10 protein-coding genes are annotated in these 16,020 nt (G+C 60.5%); 5 read left to right on the plus strand and 5 right to left on the minus strand.

Annotated features, from left to right (window positions below; translation table 11 throughout):
• The first annotated feature begins 33 nt into the window (after positions 1-33).
• Positions 34-3,459 (plus strand): YhdP family protein, encoded by a 3,426-nt coding sequence (locus ABID12_RS06305; RefSeq protein WP_354433526.1) that lies wholly within the window; start codon positions 34-36, stop codon positions 3,457-3,459.
• A gap of 82 nt (positions 3,460-3,541) precedes the next feature.
• On the opposite strand, the gene ABID12_RS06310 is transcribed toward ABID12_RS06305, so the two are convergent.
• From ABID12_RS06310 to ABID12_RS06330, 5 genes are all read right to left on the minus strand, one after another.
• Positions 3,542-6,667 carry an autotransporter family protein gene (locus ABID12_RS06310; RefSeq protein ID WP_354433527.1) on the minus strand — a complete coding sequence of 1,042 codons (3,126 nt, stop codon included), beginning with the start codon at positions 6,665-6,667 and terminating at the stop codon, positions 3,542-3,544.
• 266 nt (positions 6,668-6,933) lie between these two features.
• Positions 6,934-8,187: a tyrosine--tRNA ligase gene (tyrS, locus tag ABID12_RS06315; RefSeq protein WP_354433528.1), complete on the minus strand. Its 1,254-nt coding sequence runs from the start codon at positions 8,185-8,187 to the stop codon at positions 6,934-6,936.
• A 258-nt stretch (positions 8,188-8,445) separates the two neighbouring features.
• Complete coding sequence (locus tag ABID12_RS06320) at positions 8,446-8,847, minus strand: MerR family transcriptional regulator (protein ID WP_227023614.1); 402 nt, start codon at positions 8,845-8,847, stop codon at positions 8,446-8,448.
• Positions 8,848-8,953: 106 nt separating this feature from the next.
• Positions 8,954-9,718 (minus strand): SDR family NAD(P)-dependent oxidoreductase, encoded by a 765-nt coding sequence (locus tag ABID12_RS06325; RefSeq protein WP_354433529.1) that lies wholly within the window; start codon positions 9,716-9,718, stop codon positions 8,954-8,956.
• A gap of 221 nt (positions 9,719-9,939) precedes the next feature.
• Positions 9,940-10,617, minus strand: coding sequence for an alpha/beta hydrolase (locus tag ABID12_RS06330; RefSeq protein ID WP_106304792.1), 678 nt, complete (start codon positions 10,615-10,617; stop codon positions 9,940-9,942).
• A gap of 210 nt (positions 10,618-10,827) precedes the next feature.
• Here ABID12_RS06330 and ABID12_RS06335 point away from each other — a divergent pair, with 210 nt between their 5' ends.
• From ABID12_RS06335 to sufD, 4 genes are all read left to right on the plus strand, one after another.
• Positions 10,828-11,994, plus strand: coding sequence for a cysteine desulfurase family protein (locus tag ABID12_RS06335; RefSeq protein WP_354433530.1), 1,167 nt, complete (start codon positions 10,828-10,830; stop codon positions 11,992-11,994).
• Positions 11,995-12,120: 126 nt separating this feature from the next.
• On the plus strand, positions 12,121-13,605 hold the full coding sequence (gene sufB, locus ABID12_RS06340) for a Fe-S cluster assembly protein SufB (RefSeq protein ID WP_354433531.1): 1,485 nt from the start codon (positions 12,121-12,123) through the stop codon (positions 13,603-13,605).
• A gap of 325 nt (positions 13,606-13,930) precedes the next feature.
• Positions 13,931-14,686 carry a Fe-S cluster assembly ATPase SufC gene (gene sufC, locus ABID12_RS06345; protein WP_106304783.1) on the plus strand — a complete coding sequence of 252 codons (756 nt, stop codon included), beginning with the start codon at positions 13,931-13,933 and terminating at the stop codon, positions 14,684-14,686.
• Positions 14,687-14,704: 18 nt separating this feature from the next.
• Positions 14,705-15,976: a Fe-S cluster assembly protein SufD gene (gene sufD, locus ABID12_RS06350; protein ID WP_319520392.1), complete on the plus strand. Its 1,272-nt coding sequence runs from the start codon at positions 14,705-14,707 to the stop codon at positions 15,974-15,976.
• Positions 15,977-16,020 lie beyond the last annotated feature (44 nt).

The raw sequence follows: 16,020 nt of genomic DNA on the forward strand, positions 1-16,020 counted from the left end.
TTGATCTCTGAATTACCGTTTGTCGGGGCGAATTTGAACGACAGGAACGACAAAGAATCCTTTATTCGCGGAGAGCGCACGCGTTTTGGCAGGCGTGAGCGCGTTGCGCTCCATCGCATGCCGTCGGCACAAACCAGCGATCCCCATATCGTTCACACGCGCCCCCATCACAGGCTCCCGCATGCCTGTGCCCGGTTGTTTCTGTTCACCGTTCTTGTCCTCGCCATTTTATGCGCTGTTGCGTTCTATATCATCGAAAGCGGCTCTCTGGACCGTTTTCTGGCCGCAAAGGCCAATGAGCAGATCGGTACGGCCATGCCGGAGGGCTATAGCGCGCGCGTCGATGCGGCAGCGCTGCGGCTGGGCGCCGGGCTGTCGCTCCGGCTCAATGTCAGCGGTGTGAACCTGATCGGGCCGAACGAGAAGCAGCTTGCTTCCATCGGCGTTCTCAGTTTTGCGATTGATCCGGTCAGTCTCGCGCGCGGCCAGATTTCCGTAAGTTCGGTTCGCGCCGATGATATCGACGTCGATTCTTCGGCTTTGCCCTCGACCGGCACCTTCAGCCTGACGGACCACCGCGTTGACAGCCTGCCGGTTCTGGTCGAGCAGATTTTCTCGCGGACCGATTTTGCGCGGGGGATCCTCAGGGCTGCCGAAACCCGGTCAATCCGCCTGAGCAATATTGCCTTTCCCGTCGGCAGCGCGTCTCCGGGAAAAAACGTCTCGGTCGATATTCGCGACATCAATCTGAACCTGTTGCCCGACGACGTCCTGCGAATTGACGGCGAGGTTTCGCTCGACAATACGGTGACCGGTTTCTCACTCGAGGCGATTGCCGAGCGCGGCCGCACCAAAAGCCTCCAGGCCGAGGTCCGCAATGTCGGGCTGACGCCGTTTCTGTTGCGTAGGGACCAGGACGGCGATGCCGTCCTGGGGGTCGAGGGAACGGCCGATATGGCGATTGCGCTGACGCGGGCAGCCCCGGACGGACTGCCGGGCGTGGTCGCCGAGGTCGAAGTGTCGGACGGGCGCTTCGTTGCCGATTCTATAGCGCGTCCGTTTTCCGATGCGCGTCTCAACCTGACCTACGATACAGCCAAGCAGTCGATAGAACTCACTGATTCTTCGATCGATTTCGACGGAAGCCGGTTCCCCTTCACCGCAGGAATACTGGATCTCGACCGGTTCAGGCCCAATGCCGAGGAGGCGGGGTATGCGCTTGACGTTCTGGTGCGCGGCGGTCGGTTCAAATCGCGCGAGCCGGGCCTGCCGCCGCTGATCTTCGATGCCAAGTTCACCGGCGAGTATCAGTCGGAAAATCCGCGGCTGCTGCTCGATGATATCGCCGTCAGTTCACCGCAGGGCATCATGGCAGCCTCGTTCAAGGCCGTTTTCGGCGATGCCAGCCCGGAACTCAGCTTCGGCGCGCGGATCGAGCGCATGGATACCGAGGCGGTCAAGCAGCTGTGGCCGTTCTGGATTGCGCGCAAACCGCGCGAATGGGTCAGCAAGAACCTGCATGGCGGCGTGGTGACCAATGGCGATATCGCCGTTTACCTGCCGGAAGGGCGCCTCGAGGGGCCGGGCATTCCGGTCAATCTCGATGAAACCGAACTCAACATCGCCTTTGACATCGACGACACCCGCATCACGCTCAACAACAAGTTCCCCGACGTCAACCAGAGCGACGCCCGGGTGAAAATCAATGGCGGCAGCGTCGATGTCGACATCGAGGAGGGCGCCATAACGGTCGGCAAGGGGCAGACCCTAAAGCTGAGCGAGGGGACTTTCGCAATTGCCGACAGTCATACCAAGCCGCTGATCGGGCAGATGGATGTCGTGCTTTCCGGTTCGCTTGGCAATCTTGTCACGCTGGCCGCAGCCCCGCCGATCAACGCGCTCAATGGCACGGATTTTACCCCGGACGATTTCACCGGGTTAGCCGATGTCAACGTCAAGGCGAGTTTCCCCCTTGATGTCCCCGGGCCGCTGCCGCCGAGCTGGAGTGTGGTTGCGGATGTGAAGGAGGGCAAACTGCAAAAGCCGGTCAGCGGTTATGCGGTTTCCGATCTCGCCGGCCTGCTGGAGGTGATTCCCGATCGTCTTGCCTTCGAGGGTGAGGGAAGCGCGAATGGCGTGCCGCTCGATATCAAGTGGAGCATGCCGCTGGGGGCAGGGGACGGTTCGGAAACGGCGCTCTGGCTTGCCGCTGATCTTGATGACAGCCAGCGCGAAAAACTTGCGCCCGGCCTCGGCAGCTATGTCAGCGGCCCGATTGCGATGACGATGGAGAATGAGGATGACGGCAGCCTGGTCACGCTTGATCTGAAGCGCACGGTTCTGTCTCTGCCGTGGCTGGGATGGCAAAAGCCCGGCGGTGTGCCGGCCACATTGTCTTTCCATCTTCGCAAGGACGAAAACGACGTGACCGTGCTCGATGATCTGCAGCTCACGGGGAGCGGATTGTCGGCCCGCGGGCAGGTGAAAATCGACAAGGACGGCCTGCTGTCGACCACGCTGACCCATGTCGCGCTGTCGGAAGGCGACGATATCAATGTCGCCATCCAGCGTGAGCAGAGTGGCCTCGATGTTGTCGTCACCGGCCGGAGCCTCATGGCGAGCCCGCTGCTCGACAATCTGATTGCAGGCAACGGCAATACGGGCGGCGGCTCAGCGGCAAGCGGTACAGGCGATGCCCGCGTTCATTTCGATATCGCCCGCGTTTCCGGCGGGGGCGGCCGCCAGCTTTCCGGCGTTGCCGGCGATCTTGTGGTGCGGCGCGGCGATCTTGCCTCCGGTTCGCTTTCGGCGACAACGGCGACGGGGCAGCCCGTCATCGTCGATCTCGGTGCCGAAGATGGCGCCAAGACCGTTTCCGTCAGAACCTCGGGCACCGGTTCGCTGCTGCGCTTTCTCGGTGTTTACCAGAAGATGACCGGCGGCACGCTCGATCTCAACATGATCGAAACCAGCGCCGGCTGGCATGGCCTGCTCAACCTTGCAGAATTCCGCCTGCTCAACGAAGAGCAGCTGAAGCAACTGCTGTCCTCGCCGACGGGGGCCAACGGCAAGAGCCTGAATGCCACCTACAGCAACCAGATCAACGAGACCGAACAGCGCTTCCAGCGAGCTCAGGCCGTGATCGATCTTTCCGACGGGGTTCTGCAGGTCTCCGATGCCTTTGTCCGGGGTGATCAGGTGGGCGCGACCTTCAAGGGCGTGGTGCGGGATGCCGCCGGCAATATCGACATGACCGGCACCTTCATGCCCGCCTATGGACTGAACCGGATCTTTGCGGAAATTCCGCTTTTCGGGCCGCTACTCGGCAACGGGAACGACAAGGGCCTGTTCGGGATTACCTTCAAGCTGACCGGAAAGACCGCCGACCCCGATCTGGTGGTCAATCCGCTTTCCGCCATCGCCCCCGGCGTGTTCCGCAAGATCTTCGAGTTTCAGTAGAGAACCCTGCGGGGCGCGTTGCCGCGCCGCCGCGTCCTGTCCCGCCGCTCAAAGCTGCAGCGCGCCCGGTTCTCTTGCCGCTTTACCAGCGGACGCTAAGGCCGATATTGCCGCCGAATGCATAGAAATCCCCAAAGCTTTCCAGACCGGAGGCAAGGCTGATTTCCCCGTATACGACATATTTGCTGTCGTCCCACTGGTAGGTGCCGCCGAAGCCGATTTCGCCGGTCCAGTCGTCAAGCTCCGACGTCAGGTTCGCCTGCGAGACGCGGACCTCGGTGTCATCGCTGAAGTCGTGATAGACATTGATGATGCCATAGCCGCTGCTCCGCCTTGTCTCGCCCATCGCGTCGGTCCAGACCGATTCCCTGTCGAGCATCAGGCCGATGCGGCCCAGAAACTGATCGCCACTGCGCAGGGAAATCTGTGAGCCGAGACTGTCGGTGAAATCGTCAAAATCGATTGCTGAATATTGCAACTGGGCTTGCGGCGTCAGGGTCAGCTTGTCCTGAAGGGCAATCCGCTGGCCCGCTTCGATGGACAGGCCGTATCCGAAAGCCGAAGCGCCGCTTTCAAACACCCCGTCGCGTTTGGTCTCCAGGTCGGAATCATACCAGGTCAGTTCGGCCTGGCCATCGGCATAAAAGCCGTTGAGACCATACCAGGTCAGTGTTCCGCCGAAGCCGTAGCCGTCGGTATCGATCGATCCGTCGCCGGAGGGGGAGGATGTATCGGTCGCACCGTGGACATAATGCGCGGTGATGCCGCCGATCAGTCTGCCGTCGGCGGTGTCGGCCAGCAGCCCGTCGACGCCGGCATCCAGCTCGAAACGGTCCAGATCGTAGGTGGTGCCGGTGGAGGATATCGTCGGCTCAACGTGACTGCGGGCGCCGCCGATCCTGCCCCAGACGCTGCTTTGGCCGATCACCGGAACACCTGTGTCGGTCACCGGGAAGGGGGTCTCGTCGTCTTCCGGGCTTTCCGAATAGGCTGTGACGGTCGCAGGGGTTGCGCTGTCGTCATTCCAGTAGCGGTTGCCGACGCGGGTGTTGAGCGAGCTCATCCGTGAAAGAGACAGAAGCACCTGCGGGTAGACTTCATATAGCGAAGCCGCAGGCGCAAACCTGCCAGTGTTTTGAAGAACGAACGTGCCGTTTTCGAAATCCAGATTGTAGAGATAGGCGCCGAGTTCGGCATCCCCGCCTTCAAGCAGGAAGGAGTCCGGTGTGCCGCTGCCGTCGGTAACGCTCACCAGTTGCCATTTGGAATCCGGGCCCGGCAACACATCGGTGTAGACGGGGCTGACCTGGATATAGCTGGAGCCGCTGCCGACATGCCCGACGGTCAGGCTGTCGGCGCTTCCGGTGTCCGGGTCGATATCCATCAGCAATATACCATTGCCCGAATAGGTGCCGCTGACCGTCAGAAGGTCGCCTGCAGCGCCGTCCTGCATGCTCAAGGTGCCGTCATTGCGCAGATTGCCGGAGACCGATGACTGGTTGGCGAAGTTCACTGTGCTGTCTGAAACCTGGATGTTGCCCGCAAACGCCGCCCTGTTGCCAAGGGTAACGCGGCTCTTGTCGGTGAAAGAGCTGTCGCCGCCGACGAAAAAGCCATTGCCGGCCGTAAACGTGCCGCCGCTGATCGTGGCGTTTCCGGTCAAGGACGCGCCATCGCCGAAGGTAACGGCGCTGTTGACGGAAGAAAGATTGCCGTCAAGCGTGGTGCCGGATGCAAGATCGACCGTGCTGTTTTCCGTCGCCGTCAGGTTGCTGGCAATCGTGGCATCGGGATCGAAGTGCAGCGAAGATCGGTTCAGGAATATCCCGTTTCCGTCAGTTTGGGAGACACTCCAGCTGCTGCCCGAAACGGTGAAATCGGAATCCTGCAAGGTGATTTTCTCCCAGTGCGTCACAAGGCCGGCGTCTGTCGAGACCGTCAGGCCCTGCAGCGTCAGTTCATCCTGCTGCGGTCCGTCGTCCTGATGGACAGGCATGCCGTTGATCCAGTCATAAGAGGCGCCGGTAATCTCCTGGGTGCCGTTATATTCGCTGGCGGAAATGATGATGGTGTCCGAACCGCCGCCGCCGGCCACATAACCGGGGGCGTCTTCCGTTCCGATGGAGCCTGATTTCCATTCAATCAGGTCGTCGCTCACCGTGTCGTCAATCGGATTGCCCTGGAACAGGACCGCCGAATCGCCGGTCACGCCTTCACCGATGGCCGCGCCGTCGATGACAATGTGGTCTGCGCCTTTCTCGCCCAGAACGGATCGCCCGACGCTGCCTGACAGGAGATGGATTTCGTCTGCGTCATCTTCCGAACCGAGGTCCCAGCCGCCACGCAAAAACCCGGTCACTTCGGTGCCGTCCAGGATGATGACATCGTTTCCGCCGCCGCCGTTGATTGTCTGCGCGGTGCCTCCGTAGAGCGTGACGGAATCGCGATCGCCGCTGCCGGAATAAACACCCAGCGTTCCGCCGTTCATCACCAGCGTATCGCCGCCGGACGCCCGCTGATTGTCAAAGGCATGGCCGATACGCGTGACACTGCCGCCATTGATGGTGAAGTGATCAATGCCGCCATCGTCGCGGATACGGTTGACCTCTCCGCTTTCGATGACCACCGTGTCGTTGCCGCTGCCCAGTTGCAGCAGTGCTGACACGCGCGCGTCTTCGGTAACGACAACCGAATTGTTTCCATCGCCCATGTCGAGGCTCGTCTGGAAGGCGCGTGTCCTGTTCACGCCGATAACGGCATTGCCGCCGATACGGGCCGTATCGTCTCCGTCACCCATAACGACAACGCCGTAGGTTTCGGCATTTCCCGTCAGTGTCAGTGTGTCATTGCCGTCGCCCATATTGATCGCGTTGGCGTTGCCGGCGATGGATTGTCCAACTGTCGCGCCGCAGCTCATGGTAACGCTGTCATTGCCATCAAGGGTGCGGATCGTTTTGACGGCGACATTGTCCTCGACATTCATGGTGTCGTTGAAGTCACCGGTTGATACCGGCGTATCGGACGGATCATTGGAGGTATTGCAGGTCACGGTGACGGCCTCGGTTGCAGCATTGCCGTTGACAAGGCAGCCTGTCGCATTCGCCTCGCCGTATTCGATAAACAGCAGTGTTGCCGCTAGTGCGAGCGGTGATGCCGTCAGCATGGCCTGATGCTTCAGGCGGGTTCTCTCTGGCTTCGCAGTTTTCACGTAATGTCCCCCGGATTGGTGAAGTGAAAATACCCTCTGCGCGCGCCCTCCAAGGATTGTCTTTCTGTATTCTTATATTTCCTTCGTATTGGTATGGGTAAAGCCACATTTTAAATAAATCAACATCATTTGTAATATTAAATTGTATATTACTTTTATTTATACTTTTGTTTTTAAGTAAAATATAAAATAAAAAAATCCCGATCGCGAGACCGGGATTCTGGGTATTTTTCCTGATTTTAATGAGCCGTCTGAACGGCTTCGGTTCAGACCGGCTTGATCAGAATGTGCTTTTTCTTGCCGAGCGAGAGCTTGATGACGCCGTCTTCGGTGATGGCATCGGTGCCGACGGCCATGCGCTCGTCGGAGACGCCCTTGTCGTTGAGCTTCACCGCGCCGCCCTTGACGTGACGGCGGGCTTCGCCGTTGGAGCCGGCAAGGCCTGCCTTGCCCAGAAGCGTGAGAATGCCGATCCCGGCCTGAATATCCGATGCGGCGATCTCGATGGTCGGAAGATTGGCGGCAAGCGCGCCTTCCTCGAAGGTCTTGCGCGCTGTCTCGGCCGCCTCTTCTGCCGCCTGACGACCATGCAGCATGGCGGTCACTTCGGTGGCGAGGATTTTCTTGACCTCGTTGATCTCCGAACCGCCGAGAGCTGAGAGGCGTGCGACCTCGTCCATCGGCAGGGTGGTGTAGAGCTTCAGGAAACGACCGACATCGGCGTCTTCGGTGTTGCGCCAGAACTGCCAGAAATCGTAAGGCCCCAGCATGTCCGGGTTGAGCCAGATGGCGCCATTGGCGGACTTGCCCATCTTGGCGCCGGAAGCCGTGGTCAGAAGCGGTGCCGTCAGGGCGTAAAGCTGCGGTGCATCCATGCGGTGGCCGAGATCGATGCCGTTGACGATATTGCCCCACTGGTCCGAACCGCCCATCTGCAGGCGGCAGCCATAATTCCTGTAAAGCTCGACGAAGTCGTAGGCCTGCAGGATCATGTAATTGAATTCGAGGAAGGACAGCGATTGCTCGCGGTCAAGCCGCGTCTTCACGCTCTCGAACGACAGCATGCGGTTGACCGAGAAATGCCGGCCGACATCGCGCAGGAATTCCAGGTAGTTGATGTCGCGCAGCCATTCGGCATTGTTGATCATCAGCGCCGGTACATCGGCGCGGTCATAATCGATGTAATTGGCGAAGACGCGCTGGATCGAGGCAATATTGTCCTCGATCATGTCGACGGTCATCAGCTTGCGGGCCTCGTCCTTGAAGGACGGGTCGCCGACCATGCCGGTGCCGCCGCCCATCAGCGAAATCGGCCGGTGACCGGTCTTCTGGAACCAGTGCAGCATCATGATCTGGATCAGCGAGCCGGCATGCAGGCTCGGCGCGGTCGGATCGAAGCCGATATAGGCCGTCACCTGCTCCTTCGACAGAAGGTCATCAAGGCCGGTTTCATCGGAGATCTGCTGGATGAAACCGCGCTCGGAAAGTGTGTGCAGGAATTCGGATTTGAACTTCGACATGGATCTATCTTCGGTTGCTTGAATGCGGACGCGCGGCCTTTAGCACGGTTTTTCGTTCGTGTGCACCTGTTTTGGCGGCCGAACGCCACCTATTGCCTGACAGTCTCGGGTAGTTCGGGCATTCCGGAGCAGCTTTCGCGCTTCCCGCGCCTGCCGTGATCGAAAGCGAGCGGGAGATTTCCCGGACACGGCAAACAGAAACGGTATCAAAGACCTGATCCGCCTTGCACGCCATGCGGACTGCAATCGGCAACGCGGTCAAGCTTGCGCATTCTGCCTTTCGCCGGCTTCCGGCAGCGCGGCGCGCAATGTGGCGATGCGATCGAGGACGGCCTGTCGGCGGTGATCGAGATCGGCGCGCAACCGGTCGATATGGTCGAGCTTGTCCTGCAGCTGGGCGATACCGCCCGCGCAGGGGCCTGAACCTTCGTCGGAAAGACAGGCCGCCATCAGGCGCACCTCGCGGGTGGAAAAGCCGGTTTCGATAAGATCGCGGATGCGGGCGGCGCGGCGCAGATCAGCGTCGCTGTAAATGCGATACCCGTTTTCCGATCGGCGGGCGTCCATGAGGCCCGCATTTTCATAGTGGCGCAACATCCGTTGCGTGATCCCGAGCGTTTCGGCGGCTTCCTTGATCTGCATGTCTGCTTCTTCCAGCACTGGAGCGGCGCCTTTGCGGCCGCCTTCAACATTGACACAGATGTTAATGTCCGGCCTTGAAGTCAAGGGATCACGCATCCGGTTTTGCGGCGCTGGCCCGGCAATGTCAGCCGCGCTGAGACCAGCCGCCATCCACCGTGACGATCTGGCCGGTGACCCATGCATTGGCCGAACCGCCCAGATGCAATATCCACGGCGCAATATCGTTGGTCTCGCCGCGGCGGCCGAGCGGGATCTGCGCCGCCTCCTGTTGCTCGACCGAAGCCGCCATTTCCGGCGTGAGCCCCATCATGCCCGTCAATGCGTTGCTCTTGACCGGGCCGGGGGCAACCGCGTTCACGCGGATGCCGTCGGCGGCGAGTTCCACGGCCCAGGACCGGGTCAGGTGTTCAAGCGCTGCCTTGGTGGCGGCATAATGCGCCAGCATCGGCGCGGCGCGGGCGGAAACGGCGGTGGTGATGTTGACGATGGCACCCCGGGTTTCCCGCAATGCCGGAACCGCCTCTTTGACCAGCAGGGACGGGGCCATGATGTTGACGGCGTTGATTTCGGTGAGTGTTTCCGCGTCATAGGCGTCGATCGGCAATGGCTTGCCGGCGCCGGCATTGTTGACGACCAGATCGAGCCGGCCCCAGCGGCTGAGCGCGGCTTTGACAATGCGGGCCGCGCTTGCGGGATCGCTGCTGCCGGCCTGAACGGCGGCAATCCGGTCATTGGCGCCGACAATGGCATCGAGCCGCGCCTGATTGCGGCCCGTTATGACGACATTCGCGCCGCGTTCGGCCAGCGCCAGTGCGGTGGCCTTTCCGATGCCGGCGCTGCCGCCCGTTACGATGGCAATTTTGCCCTGCCAGTCATTTTCTTCAAACATGTTTTCAAACCTTTCCGTGAGCCGGTCCTGCATGCCTGCATGACCATGGAACGGCAGCGCTATCCCCTTGACACTAGCGTCAAGGTCAAGAGGGAAAACGCAGGAAAGGAAAGCCGGCGGGATCGGTCATGATCCCGCCGGCTGCTGATTTGGTGATACGGTGCGGGCTCGGCCTTTATCGCGCAAAAGGCTTTCAGGCCGTTGGCAGCGTCAGACGAAAATCACCTGATCCGCTTCGGCGCCGGTTCCGGGACGAGTTCACCGTCCAGGCGGCGGTCGAGATAGTCCTCGCATTCGGCGAGCAGGTCCTCGTTCCGGCCGGAGAAGAAGTGGTTGGCGCCCGGCACCACCTTCTGGGTGATCAGAATGCCCTTCTGGGTCTTCAGCTTTTCGACCAGACCGTTCACGTCGCGCTGCGGCGAAACCTTGTCGGCGTCGCCATGGATGATCAGGCCGGAAGAGGGGCAGGGGGCCAGGAACGAGAAGTCGTAGATGTTCGGCTGCGGCGAAATCGACATGAAGCCCTCGATCTCCGGCCGGCGCATCAGAAGCTGCATACCGATCCATGAGCCGAAGGAATAGCCGGCGACCCAGCAATTCTTCGAATCGGGGTGCAGGCTCTGCACCCAGTCGAGCGCTGCCGCCGCATCCGAAAGTTCGCCCGAGCCATGGTCGAATTCGCCCTGGCTGCGGCCGATGCCGCGGAAATTGAAGCGCAGCGTGGTGAAGCCGCGCTTCTGGAACATGTAGAAGAGCTCGTAGACGATCGGATTGTTCATCGTGCCGCCGAAACGCGGATGCGGGTGCAGGACGATGGCGATCGGGGCGTTCTTCTCCTTGGACGGCTGGTAGCGGCCTTCAAGGCGACCGGCCGGTCCGTTGAAAATCACTTCAGGCATTGGCTCTCCGGAAAAATCGGTTCAAACTTTCAAGACCGCTTGCGCAAGTCGCATTGACTTGACTAATTGGCTCAGCTTTCCTAAAAGCAGTTTAGAATGGTTCGAAAAACAGAAGTCATCTCTTGCTGAAGGCTCAAATAGGCCAAGCAGAGCAGTGATTTCAAGGAAAATGCGTCGTGGGCCGCCATTGCCTGCCGAAATAAGGCCGTTATGAGCACCGACAGGATATATCTTGACTGGAATGCGACTGCGAAGCTTCTGCCGGAAGCCCGCGCCGCTGTGCTCGAGGCTATGGATCTTGCCGGCAATCCGTCATCCGTTCACCGGGAAGGGCGGGCCGCGCGTGCGGCCATCGACAAAGCCCGCCGGCAGGTGGGCGAACTGGTTGGCGCTGCTGCCGAGCATGTGGTCTTTACCTCCGGTGCGACCGAGGCGGCCAATGCCGTTTTGACGCCGGATTTCCGCATGGGCCGCAGCCCGGTGCGTCTCGGCGGTCTTTATGTCTCCGCAATCGAGCATCCGGCCGTTCATGAGGGCGGGCGATTTCCCGCAGAAATGCGCCATGAAATTCCCGTAAGCGCGGATGGCGTTGTCAGGCTCGATGCGCTGGAACAGCTGCTGGCCGGCCACAAGACCGAGGCCGGGCTTCCGATGGTTGCAATCATGCTGGTCAACAGCGAGACCGGCATTGTCCAGCCGGTGGCAGAAGCGGCGAAAATCGTGCATGCCCATGGCGGCCTTCTGGTGGTCGATGCGGTGCAGGCTGCCGGGCGCATTCCCGTCTCACCGGAAGCGCTCGACGCCGATTTCCTGATCGTCTCGTCGCACAAGATCGGCGGTCCCAAGGGTGTCGGCGCGCTTGTCTCACGCGGTGAAACGCTGATGCCGGCGCCGCTGGTGCGCGGCGGCGGTCACGAGAAGGGCCACCGCTCCGGCACGGAAAATATTGCCGGCATCATGGGTTTTGGTGCCGCCGCTGCCTTTGCTGCCGAGGGGCTCGGTGAACGCAATGCACGCATTGCAGCCCTCAGGGAGCGGTTGGAGACCGGTATGCGCAAGGCCGCGCCCGACGTCGTCATTTATGGCGAAAACACCGAACGCGTTGCCAATACCTGCGCTTTCACCCTGCCGGGCCTGAAGGCGGAAACCGGCCAGATCGCCTTCGATCTGGAAGGGATCGCGCTGTCGGCGGGTTCAGCCTGTTCATCCGGCAAGGTTGGTGAAAGCCATGTGCTGAAGGCCATGGGCCGCGATCCGCGCCTGGGCGCGCTGCGCATCTCGCTTGGCTGGTCGACAACGCAGGAAGATATCGACAGGGCAATCGACGCGTTTGCAAAGATTGCCGGTCGCAGGAAGCTGTCGGACGCAGCGGCCTGAAGAATTGACAAAACGCAGGCAGGACGGGGTGCAAATCCCGCCAGCTTTGATTACATAAAGCGGTATAGCCGCTTTGGTACACGTGAACCGCCGGGCCTTGAACCCGGTCATGAGTGGAGTGAACATATGGTTGCCGTTAAGGAAACCGTCGATCAGGTTGCCGAGATCGACGTCGATCAGTACAAATACGGTTTCGAAACGATGATTGAAGTGGACAAGGCGCCCAAGGGCCTGTCCGAGGACATCATCCGTTTCATTTCCCACAAGAAGGGTGAACCCGACTGGATGCTGGAATGGCGTCTGGCCGCCTATCAGCGCTGGCTCAATATGGAAGAGCCGAGCTGGGCGCGGGTGAGCTACCCGAAAATCGATTTCAACGACCTCTACTATTACGCTGCACCGAAATCGGTCACCGGCCCGAAAACGCTGGACGAGGTCGATCCGGAATTGCTGGCGACCTACGAAAAGCTCGGTATTCCGCTGCAGGAGCAGGAAATCCTGGCGGGCGTCGAAGACAAGCAGCACCAGTCCAATAGGGTTGCCGTCGATGCCGTGTTCGACTCGGTCTCGGTCGTCACCACCTTCAAGAAGGAGCTCGCCAAGGCCGGCGTGATCTTCATGTCGATTTCGGAGGCGATCCGCGAATATCCGGATCTGGTGAAGAAATATCTGGGCTCCGTCGTGCCGCGCGCTGACAATTTCTATGCCGCGCTGAATTCGGCGGTGTTTACCGATGGCTCCTTCGTCTTCGTGCCCAAGGGCGTTCGCTGCCCGATGGAGCTTTCGACCTATTTCCGCATCAACGAGAAGAACACCGGCCAGTTCGAGCGCACGCTGATCATCGCCGAAGAAGGGGCTTACGTCTCCTATCTGGAAGGCTGCACCGCGCCGCAGCGCGATGAAAACCAGCTGCACGCCGCCGTCGTCGAACTGGTGGCGCTGGATGATGCCGAAATTAAGTATTCCACGGTCCAGAACTGGTTCCCCGGCGATGCCGAGGGCAAGGGCGGCATCTACAACTTCGTCACCAAGCGCGGCGATTGCCGGGGCGATAATTCCAAGATTTCCTGGACCCAGGTCGAGACCGGTTCGGCGATCACCTGGAAATATCCTTCCTGCCTGCTGCGCGGCGACAATTCCCGCGGCGAGTTCTACTCGATTGCCGTCTCCAACGGCCATCAGCAGATCGACTCGGGCACCAAGATGACCCATCTCGGCAAGAACACGTCGAGCCGGATCATCTCCAAGGGCATTTCGGCGGGCTTTTCCAACAATACCTATCGCGGTCAGGTCGCAGCCCACCGCAAGGCGGAAAACGCGCGCAACTTCACCCAGTGCGACAGCCTGCTGATCGGCGACAAATGCGGCGCCCACACCGTGCCCTACATCGAGGCCGGAAATTCATCGGCCCGTTTCGAGCACGAGGCGACGACCTCGAAGATTTCCGAGGACCAGCTGTTCTACTGCATGCAGCGCGGCATTCCCGAAGAAGAGGCAATCGCCCTGATCGTCAACGGCTTCGTCCGCGAAGTTATTCAGGAACTGCCGATGGAGTTTGCGGTCGAGGCGCAGAAGCTGATCGGGATTTCGCTCGAAGGCTCTGTGGGCTAGTACATTCGGCAACGCCGGCCGTCTTGCGCTGAGCCTGACCGCCCGCCGTGTCATCCTCGGGCTTGACCCGAGGATCCATTCCGCAAGTGCCGGGAAAGTGTGCGGAGCGGATCGGGGAAAACGGCGCAAGGGCGAACACAGTATGGGGTTTTCTCGTGCTGAAATGTGATTTGGATCCTCGGGTCAGGCCCGAGGATGACGCAGAACAAGGGGCAAGCGGCAGTGACGGCCGCGCCTGAAAGAGATTGACAGCGACTGTTTTGCCTACTGTTTCGGGACCTGCCCGGAGACGCCAAAACCGGTCGCCTGCTGAAGGAAACGACAAATGCTTGAAATCAAGAACCTGCACGCACGCATTGCCGAGGATGGCACGGAAATTATCAAGGGTCTGAACCTGACGATCCAGGATGGTGAAGTGGCTGCGATCATGGGGCCGAACGGCTCCGGCAAGTCGACGCTTTCCTATATCCTTGCTGGCCGCGAGGATTATGAGGTGACCGAAGGCGAGATCATCTATAACGGCGAGAACATTCTGGAACTTGACGCCGCAGAGCGTGCCGCCAAGGGCGTGTTCCTGGCCTTCCAGTATCCGGTGGAAATTCCCGGTGTGGCCACCATGCAGTTCCTGAAGGTGGCGATCAACGAGCAGCGCAAGGCGCGCGGCGAGGGCGAACTGTCCACCCCGGACTTCATGCGCAAGGTCAAGGAAGCTTCCGCCGAGCTGAAGATCGACTACGAGATGCTGAAACGGCCGCTCAATGTCGGCTTTTCCGGCGGCGAGAAGAAGCGCGCGGAAATCCTGCAGATGGCGCTTCTGGAACCAAAGCTCTGCGTCATGGACGAGACCGATTCAGGGCTTGATATCGATGCGCTGAAGATCGTTGCCGATGGCGTCAACGCGCTGCGCGCGCCGGATCGTTCGGTGATGGTCATCACCCACTACCAGCGCCTGCTCGACTATATCGTGCCGGATACGGTCCACGTGCTCTACAAGGGCCAGATCATCAAGACCGGCGGCAAGGAACTGGCGCATGAGCTGGAGGCCAACGGCTACGCCGATATCATCGGCGAAGCGGCCTGAGGCCGGGAGACGGACGCGATGAACATGCAAAAACAGATCACGCTGACAGCGGCGGAAGAAGCGCTGGTGGCCTCCTTCGGCCGGCTTGCGGGCTCGCTGCCGGGCAATGCCGAGGTGACGACCGAGCGCGACCGGCTGGCCGGCGAACTGCGTTCAAACGGTCTGCCGACCCGCCGTGTTGAAGCCTGGCACTATACCGATCTGCGCAATCTCCTGCGCACCGTGCCCGAGGGCAGCGGCGAGGCGGTCAACGCACTTTCCCCGCTTCTGCCGGGCAGTGCGGTTTTGCCGCTGGTGCAGGGCCGTGCAAGCCATATCCCGGCAATCGACGGCGTTTCCGGTGGCAATACCGCCGATGCGCTCGCAAACGGCGATACCGCCGTGCGGCTTGAACTGGCGCACAAGGATGATGCCATCGGGCGCATCAACGGCGCCTTGATGAGTGACGGCTATATTCTCGATATCGCCGAGGGGACGACGCTTGCCGAACCGCTGGAAATACAGTCGGTTCATGACGGCGGCCAGGTGCATAACCGCAATCGCATCGATGTGGGCGAGGGCGTTTCCGGCATGCTGGTCGAGCGCCACGTCGCGCCGCAGGGTGATGCCGCGCTGGTCAGCTCGCTGACGTCGCTGTCGCTCGGCAAGGATGCGGAAATCACCTATGTCGTCATGCAGCAGCAGGGCGCGGAAGATTCCCATCTCGGCAAGCTCAGGATCGAACTTGGCGAGAATGCCCGGCTGAAGCTTCTGATCGTCAATGCCGGCGGCAAGCTGGTGCGTCACGAAATCGACTGCACGGTAAACGGCGAGGGCGCGGACCTGACCCTGCGCGGCGTCAACCTTCTGGGCGGAGAAACGCACACCGACATCACCTTCGATCTCGGTCATAACGTGCCGAACACGACGTCGACGGAAGTCGTTCGCAATGTCGTGTTCGACAAGGCGCGCGGCGTGTTCCAGGGGCTGATCCGGGTTGCTCAGGACGCCCAGAAAACCGATGCCAAGATGAGCTGCAACACGCTGCTGATGAGCGACTTCGGTACGTTCTCGGCCAAGCCCGAGCTTGAAATCTTCGCCGATGACGTTCAGTGCGGCCATGGCGCGACGGTCACGGATATCGATCCGAACCATCTTTATTACCTGATGGCGCGCGGCATTCCGCGTAAGGTGGCCGAGGGTCTGCTGATCAACGCATTTGTTGCCGAAGTTGTCGAGGAACTCGACAACGAGCAGCTCTCCGAAGCTGTCGAGGCGATCATCACCGACTGGCTCGACCGGCACGAATAGGCGGCAGGCGCTTTTGGCGCCTTCCCCGCAGCAATTTTCCGCCC

The organism is Martelella mangrovi, from assembly GCF_040545495.1.
GTDB lineage: Bacteria > Pseudomonadota > Alphaproteobacteria > Rhizobiales > Rhizobiaceae > Martelella > Martelella mangrovi.

Coding starts and splice junctions, on each gene's coding strand:
- tyrS (WP_354433528.1), bottom strand. CDS start 8,187: ATGTCGAAGTTCAAATCCGAATTCCTGCACACACTTTCCGAGCGCGGT.
- ABID12_RS06325 (WP_354433529.1), bottom strand. CDS start 9,718: ATGTTTGAAGAAAATGACTGGCAGGGCAAAATTGCCATCGTAACGGGC.
- ABID12_RS06330 (WP_106304792.1), bottom strand. CDS start 10,617: ATGCCTGAAGTGATTTTCAACGGACCGGCCGGTCGCCTTGAAGGCCGC.
- ABID12_RS06335 (WP_354433530.1), top strand. CDS start 10,828: ATGAGCACCGACAGGATATATCTTGACTGGAATGCGACTGCGAAGCTT.
- sufB (WP_354433531.1), top strand. CDS start 12,121: ATGGTTGCCGTTAAGGAAACCGTCGATCAGGTTGCCGAGATCGACGTC.
- sufC (WP_106304783.1), top strand. CDS start 13,931: ATGCTTGAAATCAAGAACCTGCACGCACGCATTGCCGAGGATGGCACG.
- sufD (WP_319520392.1), top strand. CDS start 14,705: ATGAACATGCAAAAACAGATCACGCTGACAGCGGCGGAAGAAGCGCTG.